Raw genomic sequence first — 13,641 nt, forward strand, 5'->3', positions numbered from 1 at the left:
CTGCTCGTTTCCAAAGTATCAGAGTATGTCATCGCCAATACGTTAACTTTCAAAAGGAGGATTTTCTTATGTATTCAATGGAACAAGTTGTAAACTTAGCGAAACATCGCGGTTTTGTTTTCCCTGGTTCTGAAATTTACGGTGGTCTTGCAAACACTTGGGATTACGGTCCACTTGGAATCGAATTAAAAAATAATGTTAAAAAAGCTTGGTGGAAAAAATTCATTCAAGAATCTCCATACAACGTTGGTTTAGACGCAGCTATTTTAATGAACCCTAAAACTTGGATCGCTTCTGGTCACGTTGGTAACTTCAACGATCCAATGATCGACTGTAAAAAATGTAAAGCTCGTCACCGTGCTGACAAATTAATTGAGGATGCTTTAGATGCAAAAGGCATCGAAATGGTTGTTGATGGTCTTACTTTCGACCAAATGGCTGACTTAATGAAAGAACATGAAGTAAAATGTCCTGATTGCGGTAGTGCAGAATTCACTGAAATCCGTCAGTTCAACTTAATGTTCAAAACATTCCAAGGTGTTACAGAGTCTAGCACAAACGAAATCTTCCTTCGTCCTGAAACAGCACAAGGTATTTTCGTAAACTTCAAAAACGTTCAACGCTCTATGCGTAAAAAGCTTCCATTTGGTATTGGCCAAATCGGTAAGAGTTTCCGTAACGAAATCACACCTGGTAACTTCACATTCCGTACACGTGAATTCGAACAAATGGAACTTGAATTCTTCTGTAAGCCTGGTGAAGATTTAGAGTGGTTCGCATTCTGGCGTGAAACTTGTAAAAACTGGTTACTTTCACTTGGTATGACTGAAGAGAGCATGCGTCTTCGTGACCACGGTGAAGAAGAGTTATCTCACTATAGTAATGCAACAACTGACATTGAATTCAAATTCCCATTCGGTTGGGGCGAACTTTGGGGCGTTGCATCTCGTACAGACTTCGACTTAAAACGTCACATGGAACACTCAAACGAAGACTTTAACTATATCGATCCACAAACGAATGAGCGTTACGTACCATACTGCATCGAGCCATCTTTAGGCGCAGACCGTGTAACATTAGCATTCTTATGTGATGCATATGAAGAAGAGCAATTAGAAAACGATTCTCGTACAGTTCTTCGTTTCCACCCTGCTTTAGCACCATACAAAGCAGCTATCTTACCATTATCTAAAAAGCTATCTGAAGGTGCTACTGAAGTATTCGCAGAATTAGCTAAAGACTTCATGGTAGACTTTGATGAAACTGGTTCTATCGGTAAACGTTACCGTCGTCAAGACGAAATCGGTACACCATTCTGTATCACATACGACTTCGACTCAGTTGAAGACAAAGCTGTTACAGTACGTGACCGTGATACAATGGAACAAGTTCGTATGCCAATTAGCGAACTAAAAGGTTTCTTAGAGAAGAAAATCCAGTTCTAATTATAAGAAAAAGAGGCTGCTCATAAGAGCGCCTCTTTTTTACTTTTCACGTTTTTCTTTAATTGCTACTGTACATCTTGATATACATAGTAAATCATCATTTTCATCAATAATACGAACATCCCAAACCATTGTCGATTGTCCTCTATGTATCGGTGTTCCGATCGCTGTTACAATTCCATCTTTCTTTGAGCGAATGTGGTTTGCATTAATTTCCAATCCGAAACAAATACATTTTTCTTGATCAATTAAATTGTATGAACCAACACTTGCCACTGTTTCTGCTAATGCAACCGATGCACCGCCATGTAAAAATCCAAATGGCTGATGCGTACGCTCATCAACAGGCATCGTAGCAACCACCTTATCTTCTGTCATCTCTAACAACTCAATTCCAAGTGAATCCATTAAAGTTTTTGCCATATCGCTTCCTCCTTCTCTTGCTTTAATTAAATGTATAATTTTACCTATTTATTTTCAAACTACTTATAACACTTATATAAGGAGGCTTCACCTAAATGAAACAGAAATTTTGTATATTACTGCTTATGTTCTCCTTGCTGACTATTGTACCAAATTGTGCAATAACAGCCAAAGCATCTAACCTGACAATCGATGTTAAGACTGTAACACAAAAAGGTAAGAAACCTTATATAGAATATCAAATAAATAGGCCTTCTTTTCACAACTTTTCTGACTCTACATTTCAAAATAAGCTCAATTTATACTACAAAAAATCCACTGACAAATTTAAAAACAAATTAGAAAAAGAAGCAAAAAAATACTATAAAGAGACAGAAGGATCTAGTACACCATTTCATCCGTACGTAGCAAATGTTGATTATAAAGTCTCTTTAAACAAACCACCTTTTCTTAGCCTATATGTGAATTACTATCAATATACTGGCGGAGCACACGGTCTTTATACGTGGAAGGCAAATACATTTGATTTAAAAGAAAAAAAGCTACTGCACTTAGACGATTTATTTCAACAAAAAGATAAATATAAAGATGTAATCCGTGCAGAGATTGTAAGACAAATTAAACAAAATGAAAGTATTTATTTTCCTGATGCAACTGAAAAGGTAATGAGTATGAAAAAGTTTCACTTCTTTTTAGAGCCAGACAATCTCGTCATTTATTTCCCTTTATATGAGATTGCTCCGTATTCAAGTGGAATTCCGCAATTTCGTATTCCATATACGTTGTTAAGAGACTATTTAAAGCCTTCTTATCAAAATATTTTGATTGACAACAAGTAAATATTTTAGCTACGATAATGTTAACCTAAAAACAACAGGAGGTTAACATTATGAGAAGATTACATGTTTTAGATTTAGCATTAGCTGCCATGTTCGTTGCTCTTATGGCCATCGGTGCAAATATTGTATCTTGGGCACCATTCCTTCAAGTAGCAGGTATCCCATTATCTATGCAACCATTTTTCGCAATTTTAGCAGGTCTTCTTCTTGGAAGTAGACTTGGTGCTTTATCCATGACTGTTTATATGCTCGTTGGCGTAGCCGGCGCACCAATTTTCGCTAACTTCAAGGCTGGATTTGGAGCACTTTTAGATCCTACTGGTGGTTTTATTATCGCATTTATTATCGTTGCTTACGTATCGGGGAAACTAGTAGAACAAAAAGAAAGACCAACATTCATTACATTTGCGATTGCCTCTTTCACAGGAATTATTTTAACTTATATAATCGGTACTACTTACATGTACGGGGCAGTCAATCTCTTTATGGGCGGTAATATGAGCTATAAAGCTGCTTGGATGATTATGATGTGGTTTGCAGTAAAAGATATTGTATTTACAATTATCGGTGCTATTATCGCCCCTCGCATATACTATGCTGTGCGTCGTTCTGCTTATCAGCATTCTCATTCGACGATTTCATAATAAAAAAAGAGTTATTGCAGCAAGCTGCAATAACTCTTTTTTTATATTAAGACTCTTGATTCACTTGTTCTTCTAAAATTTTCTTCATCATTACAACCATGTCATCACGTAATTCTGGGTGTTGCAGGGCCATTTCGATTGTCGTTTGAACAAATCCTAGCTTTTCACCTACGTCGTAGCGCTTTCCTTCGAAATCGTAAGCAAATACACGTTGGATTTCATTTAAGCTTTGGATTGCATCTGTTAACTGAATTTCACCACCAGCACCGACATGTTGCTGCTCTAAGAACATAAAGATTTCAGGCGTTAAAATGTAACGGCCCATAATCGCTAAGTTTGAAGGTGCTGTACCTTGTGCTGGTTTCTCAACGAAATTGCGAACTTGGTAACGACGACCTTCTTGTTCTAATGGATCAATAATTCCGTAGCGGTGTGTTTCATTTTCTGGAACCGTTTGTACACCAATAACAGAAGAAAGCGTTTTATCATATTCTTCGATTAATTGACGTAAGCATGGTTTTTCAGCTTGAACGATATCATCGCCTAATAAAACAGCAAATGGCTCATCACCGATGAATTTACGTGCACACCAAACAGCGTGTCCTAATCCTCTTGGTTCTTTTTGACGAATATAATGAATATCTACCATTTTTGAAGAAGCCTGTACTTTTTCAAGTAACTCATACTTTTTCTTTTCTAATAAGTTTTGCTCTAACTCAAATGCATTATCAAAATGATCTTCAATAGAGCGCTTTGTTTTACCAGTAACGATAATAATATCTTCGATTCCTGATTGTATTGCTTCTTCTACGATGTATTGGATAGTTGGTTTATCTACTATCGGCAACATTTCTTTCGGCATTGCTTTTGTTGCTGGTAAAAAACGTGTTCCCAATCCAGCTGCTGGGATTATGGCTTTTCTTACTTTTTTCATCACAAAATACCCTCTCTTCTGTCAGAATCAATAACGATCATTTCCTTACATAAAACAAAAGGGAGATTTCGCTCCCTTTTGTTCCCTACTACTTAAAATTACTTTATATTATAAACGATTCATAATATCTTCTTTAATAGTAAGTAACTTTTGTTCACTATTTTGTAAAGAACTATCTTTTACACCAAAGTAGAACTTAATCTTCGGTTCAGTTCCAGATGGACGTAGGCAGAACCATGAACCATCCTCTAATTGATATTTTAACACATTTGATTTCGGTAAGTGAATCTCTTCTTTATGTCCATCTTGTAAAGATGTAACAATGCTTGCTTTATAGTCTTCAACTGCTACGACTGTTAAGCCCGCTACTTCTTTCGGAGGATTCTCACGGAACGTCGCCATCATCTCTTGGATTTGTTCCGCTCCATCTTTTCCTTTTAACGTTAACGATACAAGGTCTTCACGGAAGAATCCGTATTTCTCAAATACTTCTAATAGACCATCATATAACGTTTTCCCTTGTGATTTGTAGTATGCAGCTACTTCACATGCAAATAGGACAGATTGTACTGCATCTTTATCACGGCAGAATGGACGGATTAAATAACCATAGCTTTCCTCATAACCGAATTGGAATTCGTATTGTCCGCTTTCTTCATACTGTCTAATTTTCTCACCGATAAATTTAAATCCAGTTAACGTATCAATTGTATCTAAACCGTATGCTTTTGCAATTGTACGACCAATTTCAGACGTTACAATTGTTTTTAATACGACACCGTTCTCTGGAAGCGTTCCGTTTTCTTTCTTTTGAGATAGTAAGTAATCAAGCATTAATGCACCTGTTTGGTTACCTGTTAATACTTGGAACTCACCATTATGATTACGAACTGCTACACCAAGGCGATCTGCGTCAGGATCAGTTGCGATTAATACATCTGCGCCTACCTTTTCACCGTCACGAATTGCATACTCAAACGCTGCGTGCTCTTCTGGGTTCGGTGATTTTACTGTAGAGAAGTTTGGATCTGGTAACTCTTGCTCTTTTACAACTGTTACATCTGTAAATCCAACTTCTTTTAAACCACGGCGTACAGAAATATTTGATGTTCCGTGTAATGGTGTAAAGACGATTTTTAAGTCTTTACCAACCTTTTGTACCATTTCTTTATTAATGATAACATTGTTCAATTCTGCAGCATATGCATCATCTACTTCTTGTCCAATAATATGTAATAAACCGTCAGCTTTTAATTGCTCTACATCAGCGACTTCAACTGTTAATTCATCTTCTACTGCGTTTACGTAGCTAATTAACTCATCTGCCTCTTTTGGAGGCAACTGTCCACCATCTTCACCGTATACTTTATATCCGTTATATTCAGGCGGATTATGGCTTGCCGTAAGAACGATTCCACTTACTGTATGTAAATGACGAACTGCGAAAGAAAGCACTGGCGTTGGACGTAAGCTTTCAAACACATATGTTGTGATACCGCGTGCGCCAAGTGTTGCAGCGACCTCCATTGCGAATTCAGGTGATTTATGTCGAGAATCATAGGCTACAACAACACCTCGTTTTTTCGCTTCCTCACCTAACTTTTCAATAAAGCTTGCTAATCCTTTTGTTGCTTTACGAACTGTATATACGTTTAAACGGTTCGTACCAGCACCAAGTTCACCACGCATACCACCTGTGCCAAACTCTAGATTTTTATAAAAGCTATCCTCGATTTTCTTCTCATCTTGCTTCATATTTTCTAGCTGTTCTTTTAATTCTGCATCTAATTGTGCGTAAGAAAGCCAGCGACTAAATTCTTGTTTCCAATTCATTCTTCTCTCTCCTCCCGCTTGTCATATCTTTATTATATGAAAAAAATATGCTGTATCTCAATATTTTATAAAATCTAGCAGGATTTTACTAGGAATATTTGTATACACTATTGTTAAATACTCCACTAAAGGGAATGAGGATTATGCAAGAATGGGGCTTGTCAGAAGAGCTCAAAATACAAACAAAGCAAATGATTGAAATTGCTGAAAGAGAACTATCGATTATGAGAAACGCAATCGATAAAGAAGATGAATGTATTTTATGCAAAATGGAAGATATTCATCATATGTTGGCAAATGTACAAACATTGGCAGCTACATACTATATTCAGGCATATTTATCACCTTATACGGAAAGTTCATCTTTTATTACGACAGCTATCCAACATTTAAGCGCTAGAAAACATGGTGCTCTTATCGTTGTGGAACGAAATGAAACGCTTGAAGCTTTCATTCAAACTGGAACGACATTAAACGCTCATTTAACTGCGCCATTACTCGAATCAATATTTTACCCAGGTAACCCTCTTCATGACGGTGCCGTTCTCGTAAAAAATAATCATATAGTCTCAGCTGCTAATATTCTTCCTTTAACGAAAAGTACAGAAGTTGATTCTGAGCTAGGAACGCGTCACAGAGCTGCAATAGGCTTATCAGAAAAGAGTGATGCACTTATATTAGTTGTCTCTGAAGAAACGGGCCGTACTTCTTTTGCTTTAAATGGGATTTTGTATACAATTTCTTTATAAAGTGAAACTTTAATCAGCCCTCACCAATTGAGCGTTTACCGGCAACCCCACCTCACTTCTTTGCTTCCACTGAATTTTGAGGTTAGGGTCTTACTGTCCGGCAAATAGCGGGATAAACAAACCTATAAAAAAGAAGACTGTTCCAAAATATTGGAACAGTCTTCACTTATACTCTTATTCTTCTCCGAAACGCTCCACAAGTGTTGCAAGTGTACGTACCATTGCACCAGTTGCTCCAGCTGGACCTAAGTCGTGCGCGCCTTTTGTTTCTGATGTTCCAGCGATATCTAAGTGTACCCACGGTGTATCTTCAGCGAATTCGCCTAGGAATGTACCTGCCATAACCGCATGTCCTTCACGGCCTGGTGAGTTATTTAAATCAGCAAACTTACTGTTTCTCACACGTTCTTTATCACGATCAAAAATCGGTAGTTGCCAAATTGGTTCATCTGTTTCCATAGAAGCCTCTAGTACTTGCTCAAACAACTCTTCATTATTTGTCATTGCGCCTGTCGTATGGTTTCCAAGTGCAACAATTACACCGCCTGTTAATGTTGCAACATCAACAAGGTAGTTTGCGCCAAGTTTTTTCGCATACGTAATACCATCAGCTAAAGCTAGACGACCTTCTGCATCCGTATTTAATACTTCAATTGTTTTTCCACTCATAGATGTGATTACATCGTCTGGCTTAAATGCCGTACCACTTACAACGTTATCAGTTGAAGGAATAACAGCGATCACATTTTGTTCTGGGCGCAGTTCTCCGATAATTTCCATCGCACCTAATACAGCAGCTGCACCGCCCATATCACCTTTCATACCAACCATGCCTTCACGTGGTTTTAAAGAATAACCACCTGTATCGTATGTAATACCTTTTCCAACGAATCCAATGACATCTGTCCACTCTTCTTTTCCTTTATAAATAAGAGCAATCATTTTGGGTGGCTCTGTACTACCTTGGTTTACTGCAAGTAACGCACCCATACCAAGATCTTCCATCTCTTCTTTTTCAAGAACTTTATAGTCCATATCATACTTCTCCGCTAACTCAACAGCATACTCAGCAAGCTTTGTCGCTGTTAATACGTTTGGCGGCATATTTACAAGTGTACGAGCTGAATTTGTTGCACGTCCATGTACGTAGCCAACTGTTAATGCGGCTTCAATTTCTTGTGCATCTTCCGCTGTAATAGCCGTGAACTTCTCTAACTCTACACGATCCTTTTTATCTGATTTATACGTTTGTAATTCATATGTACCAAGGCCTTGTACCTCTGCTGCAATATGAGCGACATCAATCGCGTCTAATTTCTCTGTTACGAAAGAATCAAGTAAGATTGCTGCATCTTGTACTTTTGCTGCTTGTAGTGTTTTAAACGTTTTTCCAAGAGCCACACGTAACGTTTCTGTCGTATAAGACTCTTTCTTGCCTAAACCAACAAAGTAATACCGTTTCACATTTGTTTTTCCTAAGCTATGTACTTTCGAAATGGCCTTTTTCTTCGTAGATAATTCTTTCTCTTCTAGTAAAACTTGTAATTGTCCTTCAAACGCTTTGTCCAGTTCTTGTACAAAACTACTCATTTTCTCTTCTTCAAATAAAGCGACAATTACTGCTTCGTGACCTGCTAATTCTTTTTGTACTTGAAACATGTTCAGACCCCCTAAATTTCTCTACCACCATTATAACTTTATTTTCGATAAAATGCGACAATTCTAACTACAGTTATATGACGTGTAAAATCTCCTCTATTATGAAATAAGCCAAGAAAAAAAGTCTAGCGTAATTACGACTAGACTATCTTTGCTTTAAATATTGACCACGAAACACTTGCATCGTTTCGTCTTGATTTAACATCGTTAACTCTTCTTCTGTAAACTTACCTTTTCCTACTTTTACTACATACACATTTACTTTTTTCTTACCCCATTGGCTATAAACATCTTTCACTGTATCATAATATAAATCAAGACGGTTTCCTTTTATTGCTCCGCCCTTATCAGCTACTACACCATACCCGTAACCTGGCACGAAGAGAATCGTTCCAATCGGGAATACGCGTAAGTCCGCAGCAATTGTGGAATATAAATCCCTTTTCACTTTAACACCTGAATATGTAATACCATACTCTGGATGCCCTGGCCTCTTACCTGTTGACTCAATCCCCGATGTATAACCTGTTGCAGTCATTTCAATTGAACGATATTTAGACCAGTCGTTTGCCTGCTCTAAAGCATTTATCACTTCTTTACTCGGAGCAACATTTCTCTTAACTTCTGCTGCATGTACTTCTTTTGCACTCATTCCTTCATATGTCTTTACAATCTCTAATAAAGAAACTCCAGTGAAAGCCTTCCATGTTACGCATAATGCAAATGCAAGTAAACAAGTCATCATAATGCGAATACAATATCGTTTTAACATTTTTATATTCCACACTCCTTCATCGTTAATCATTCCCTATACGATGAAGGAATATGCAAAAAATAATCTCCAACTTAGTTGGAGATTAAAACATTTGATATCCGCTTTTCCGAAGTTTCTTGATCACGACTCCTGCTAAAGCAGCCCCTACTAATCCAGTAGAGAGAATAAACACGTCTGCTTGTCCTAAGTGCGATACACTTGTCCCAAATGAAGAAAATGTTTCTTTCGGTTTTGAAAAATAATCCCACATACTCGCTTTATTAATAATAAGCATACAAACAATCGGATACACAATAACCATTACCCAAGTAGCTCGCAAAATCATGTTGAGTAAAAATCCAATTCCAAAGAACAAAATAAAAAATAACATCATTGAAATAAGTAGTACCGGTATACTCACTCTTTCTCCCTCTCCTTCGCACGTGCCGTAAATACGTGATAGGCTGTATAACCAAATGGTTCTCCTGGATTTAATGTTTTGTCCACTTCAAGATGTAGTTCTGATCTTCCTTCTAACAAATATTTAATAAGTACAGACGTATTCGGATCGTCCGCAATCTTATCTGGATGTAAGAACGCCACTTCAGACAATTCTTTCTCCTGTACAATAATATTTTCTCCTTCAGGCTCCAAAAGGAAAATAATCATATTATCACTAATTTCATCACGAATAACACCCGATCGAACACCAATGATCCCCTTCACATGAGCGACAATGCCTGTCTCTTCTAACACTTCGCGTTTCACAGCTTCATCAACTGTCTCACCTTCATTTACAAAACCAGCCGGTAAAGACCATTTCCCTTTTAATCCACTGTATTTCTTCTTAACGAATAGCCACCTGCCATCTTTTGTAGCTACTAAGCCACTAACAGCTAACCATACTTTCCCGCGCTTCCCCATGATGCATCCTCCTCCATCCGAACGGACAGAATATTCTTTCTTTTCTATATATTATACTATACTTTTTAATTCGCTGTGAAATTTCCTTTTTTCAAAAAGTGAAAAAACCCATTTTGTCGATATACTGTTAACAAAAAAATATCAAGATGCAGAAATGTAATTATGAAGAAAATAAAACATTGGATTCATCCATTTCATGATAAGGAAATGTTCAAATAAAACATTTCTCCCATCTTTCTATTGTTATATCGAAAACATGTATTATATGAAAAAAAGCAGAAACGGCGCTTAGCCGTTTCTGCTTTTTCTACTATATATTAAAAGAACTTTAATTTACCTTTTTTAAGAACTAATAAAGGTCCACCTAATAAGAATAAGTAGCGGTTATCGATTACTTTCTTCATGAAGGAAGCTTTCCAACCTGTTAACTTTTTACCCATAACAACGCCCATTGCATCGTCATGACCTAAAGAACATACAGATCCTTTATTATCGAATGCGAATTTTTTCATTTCGCCCTTGCCACGAACTAATACAGTTAAGTTGTGTGCAATATTGTAACCTTGTTGAATTGCAATTTGTGCTGTTGGTGGGTAAGGACGGTTAATTTCTTCGTTAATGATTAACGCTGCATCACCAACCATGAATACCTCTTCGTATCCTGGAGCGTGCATGTACTCATCAACTTTTACACGTCCGCGCATTGCTTCAAAGCCAGACTCTTCCACAATACCATTACCACGAACACCTGCAGCCCAAACTACTGTTTCAGACTTAATTAATTCAGTATCATCACCATTTGCAACAATAATACCTTCTTCAGTTGCTTCTTTAATTGCTGTACCGATGCGGAATTCTACGCCTTTTTTCTCAAGTTGTTTTACAGCATATTCTACTAATGCTGGATCGAAACCTGGAAGTGCTGTTGGAGCAGCTTCTACACAGATGATACGTGCTTTTTCACGTGGTACATTGTACTGTTTGCAAAGTTCAGGAACACGGTTTGCAAGCTCACCTACGTACTCGATACCAGTAAATCCAGCACCACCAACAACGATTGTTACTAACTCATCGCGCTTTTCATCTGCATATTTAGCGAAACTAGCTTCCATATGCTCACGAATTTCACGAGTTGCATTAATGTTAGCGATTGAGAATGCATGCTCTTTTAATCCTGTAATTCCGAATGTTTCTGATTCGAAACCAAGACCGATTACCAAGTAGTCATACTCTAACTCGCCGTCTTTTAAGATAATACGTTTTTCAGCAGCTTTAATTTCTACTACTGTGTCTTGTACAAAGTTCACTTTATTTGTATCAATAACGTCTTGAATATCTAGACAGATTTTTTCATCTTGTAATGTACCAGCTGCGCTCTCGTGTAACCAAGTCGCTTGGTAGTGATAGCTGTTGTTGTTTACTAACGTAATTTCAGCTTCATTTACAGATAATGCTTTTTGCAGACGAACAGTCGTAATCATCCCGCCATAACCTGCACCTAAAACTACGATTTTTGGAGTCTTCACCAAATCACAACCCTTTTCTTTATATAATAGTAATGAGAAATAATACCAAGTACTAAAAACTCTATTTGTCAAGAATGTGGAATTTATCACATTCTATATCATAACAAAACGCAGTCAAAAAATCGTACGAATTTTGTCATAGAAATTTAACATAATACTTCCCTATATTAGTCGGTTTTATTCCAGAATTCAAGCTTCTGGAGAATTATCAATATTTTAAAATAACATAGCGTTTTCAAGGGTTTTTCAGCCTTTTTTTCATGTATTTTCCTTTCTGTATATTTTATACAATACAAAAAGCATCTATGCGAAAACTTACACACAATTCAGTCGTTTTCAGAAGTATTATGAACTCAAATATGCTATCATTTATTTGAAAGTGTCATCATTTGCAGGATTTTCGTGTACATATGAACAATATATGAAATCAATATCAAAATTCCATCTATAGGGGGAATGAAAGTGGCAGAAAATCAAAAAGTTTACGACATAACAATTATTGGTGGTGGTCCAACAGGACTATTCACAGCATTTTATGGCGGGATGAGACAAGCAAGTGTAAAAATCATTGAAAGCTTACCTCAACTTGGAGGACAATTATCCGCACTCTACCCTGAAAAATACATTTATGATGTAGCTGGATTTCCAAAAGTGCGCGCACAAGAATTAGTTGATAACTTAAAAGAGCAAATGAAGAAATTTGATCCAACCATTTGCTTAGAAGAAGCTGTTGATACGCTTGAAAAACAAGCTGATGGTATATTTAAACTTGTTACGAATAAACAAACTCACTATTCTAAATCAGTCATTATTACTGCCGGCAATGGTGCTTTCCAACCACGCCGCTTAGAATTAGAAGGTACAGCAAAATACGAAAAGAAAAACTTACATTATTTCGTTGATGATATGAATAAATTTGCTGGCAAGCGCGTCGTAGTATTTGGCGGTGGCGACTCAGCAGTAGACTGGACGATGATGTTAGAACCGATTGCTGACAAAGTTACAATCGTTCATCGCCGTGATAAATTCCGCGCACATGAACATAGCGTCGAAAACTTAATGAATTCTCGTGCAGAAGTAAGTACACCGTATGTTCCAGTTGAACTCATTGGTGATGACAAAATTGAACAAGTCGTTCTTCAACACGTAAAAACTGAAGAAAAAGTTATCATCGATGTTGATGATGTAATTGTAAACTACGGCTTCGTTTCCTCTCTTGGCCCAATTAAAAACTGGGGCTTAGATATACAAAAAAATAGCATCCTTGTGAATTCAAAAATGGAAACAAATATTCCTGGCATTTACGCTGCTGGTGACATTTGTACATATGAAGGAAAAGTAAAACTTATCGCTTGTGGATTTGGCGAAGCACCGACAGCAGTAAACAATGCAAAAGCTTACTTCGATCCAAATGCAAAACTTCAACCAATGCATAGCTCAAGCATGTTTTAATATGTAAAAATAAAAGCTCCTTCCATACGCGGAAGGAGCTTTTATTTTATATACCACGAAAGCACACTGAATTCGATAAACTATCGAACTCAGTGTGCTTTTCGTCTACAAAAATTATTGTTTTCTTCTTCTACCTAATACGAATAATACTCCGCCAACTAAGAATGAAATTCCCGCACCAACTGACATCATCCATGGATGTGCTGCCCCTGTTTTCGGTAATTCTTTTTCTACTTTTACTTGCGGGTCTTTATTTAACTTTTCCAGTCTTACTTCCGGTTTCTTCAGATCTTTCGGGTCTTCCGGTTTCACTTCTGGCTCCTTCGGTTCTTTCGGATCTTCCGGTTTCACTTCTGGTTCCTTCGGTTCTTTCGGATCTTCCGGTTTCACTTCTGGCTCCTTCGGTTCTTTCGGATCCTCTGGTTTCACTTCTGGCTCCTTCGGTTCTTTCGGATCCTC

General features: G+C 37.3%; 14 protein-coding genes. 5 read left to right on the top strand and 9 right to left on the bottom strand.

The window, feature by feature from the left end; all coding sequences use genetic code 11:
• Positions 1-68 precede the first annotated feature (68 nt).
• Complete coding sequence (locus AC1Q8M_RS20915) at positions 69-1,445, top strand: glycine--tRNA ligase (RefSeq protein ID WP_071715958.1); 1,377 nt, start codon at positions 69-71, stop codon at positions 1,443-1,445.
• 39 nt (positions 1,446-1,484) lie between these two features.
• On the opposite strand, the gene AC1Q8M_RS20920 is transcribed toward AC1Q8M_RS20915, so the two are convergent.
• Complete coding sequence (locus tag AC1Q8M_RS20920; RefSeq protein ID WP_001140612.1) at positions 1,485-1,868, bottom strand: hotdog fold thioesterase; 384 nt, start codon at positions 1,866-1,868, stop codon at positions 1,485-1,487.
• Between the two features lie 95 nt (positions 1,869-1,963).
• Here AC1Q8M_RS20920 and AC1Q8M_RS20925 point away from each other — a divergent pair, with 95 nt between their 5' ends.
• Together AC1Q8M_RS20925 and AC1Q8M_RS20930 are read left to right on the top strand one after the other, a co-directional pair.
• On the top strand, positions 1,964-2,707 hold the full coding sequence (locus tag AC1Q8M_RS20925; protein ID WP_000810334.1) for a DUF3298 and DUF4163 domain-containing protein: 744 nt from the start codon (positions 1,964-1,966) through the stop codon (positions 2,705-2,707).
• A 50-nt stretch (positions 2,708-2,757) separates the two neighbouring features.
• Positions 2,758-3,351, top strand: a complete 594-nt coding sequence (locus tag AC1Q8M_RS20930) for a biotin transporter BioY (protein ID WP_001253381.1) — start codon at positions 2,758-2,760, stop codon at positions 3,349-3,351.
• Between the two features lie 46 nt (positions 3,352-3,397).
• On the opposite strand, the gene galU is transcribed toward AC1Q8M_RS20930, so the two are convergent.
• A complete protein-coding gene (galU, locus tag AC1Q8M_RS20935; RefSeq protein WP_000757815.1) occupies positions 3,398-4,285 on the bottom strand; it encodes a UTP--glucose-1-phosphate uridylyltransferase GalU in 888 nt (295 codons plus the stop codon).
• A gap of 108 nt (positions 4,286-4,393) precedes the next feature.
• The gene (locus AC1Q8M_RS20940) at positions 4,394-6,118 is read right to left on the bottom strand and encodes a phospho-sugar mutase (protein WP_001104220.1); all 1,725 of its coding nucleotides are present in this window, start codon (positions 6,116-6,118) and stop codon (positions 4,394-4,396) included.
• Between the two features lie 143 nt (positions 6,119-6,261).
• Between AC1Q8M_RS20940 and cdaS the strand changes: the two genes are divergently transcribed.
• Positions 6,262-6,867 (top strand): sporulation-specific diadenylate cyclase CdaS, encoded by a 606-nt coding sequence (cdaS, locus tag AC1Q8M_RS20945; RefSeq protein WP_001158743.1) that lies wholly within the window; start codon positions 6,262-6,264, stop codon positions 6,865-6,867.
• 174 nt (positions 6,868-7,041) lie between these two features.
• Here cdaS and pepA read toward each other — a convergent pair whose 3' ends face one another.
• The 5 genes from pepA to AC1Q8M_RS20970 form a co-directional block, all read right to left on the bottom strand.
• Positions 7,042-8,526, bottom strand: a complete 1,485-nt coding sequence (pepA, locus tag AC1Q8M_RS20950) for a cytosol aminopeptidase (protein WP_000487953.1) — start codon at positions 8,524-8,526, stop codon at positions 7,042-7,044.
• Between the two features lie 145 nt (positions 8,527-8,671).
• Positions 8,672-9,298, bottom strand: coding sequence for a stationary phase survival protein SpsC (spsC, locus tag AC1Q8M_RS20955; RefSeq protein ID WP_002094181.1), 627 nt, complete (start codon positions 9,296-9,298; stop codon positions 8,672-8,674).
• An 85-nt stretch (positions 9,299-9,383) separates the two neighbouring features.
• Positions 9,384-9,701 (bottom strand): YuiB family protein, encoded by a 318-nt coding sequence (locus AC1Q8M_RS20960; protein WP_000027016.1) that lies wholly within the window; start codon positions 9,699-9,701, stop codon positions 9,384-9,386.
• Entirely contained in the window at positions 9,698-10,204 is a 507-nt protein-coding gene (locus AC1Q8M_RS20965) for an NUDIX hydrolase (RefSeq protein WP_000517993.1), read from the bottom strand. The genes AC1Q8M_RS20960 and AC1Q8M_RS20965 overlap by 4 nt, the downstream gene beginning before the upstream one ends.
• Before the next feature lie 317 nt (positions 10,205-10,521).
• On the bottom strand, positions 10,522-11,730 hold the full coding sequence (locus AC1Q8M_RS20970) for an NAD(P)/FAD-dependent oxidoreductase (RefSeq protein WP_000856602.1): 1,209 nt from the start codon (positions 11,728-11,730) through the stop codon (positions 10,522-10,524).
• 462 nt (positions 11,731-12,192) lie between these two features.
• Here AC1Q8M_RS20970 and AC1Q8M_RS20975 point away from each other — a divergent pair, with 462 nt between their 5' ends.
• The gene (locus AC1Q8M_RS20975) at positions 12,193-13,182 is read left to right on the top strand and encodes an NAD(P)/FAD-dependent oxidoreductase (RefSeq protein WP_000829772.1); all 990 of its coding nucleotides are present in this window, start codon (positions 12,193-12,195) and stop codon (positions 13,180-13,182) included.
• A 114-nt stretch (positions 13,183-13,296) separates the two neighbouring features.
• On the opposite strand, the gene AC1Q8M_RS20980 is transcribed toward AC1Q8M_RS20975, so the two are convergent.
• The coding region (locus AC1Q8M_RS20980; protein WP_492334189.1) for an LPXTG cell wall anchor domain-containing protein at positions 13,297-13,641 on the bottom strand (345 nt) is incomplete at its 5' end.

Source organism: Bacillus sp. GW823-FHT06A10 (genome assembly GCF_058795375.1).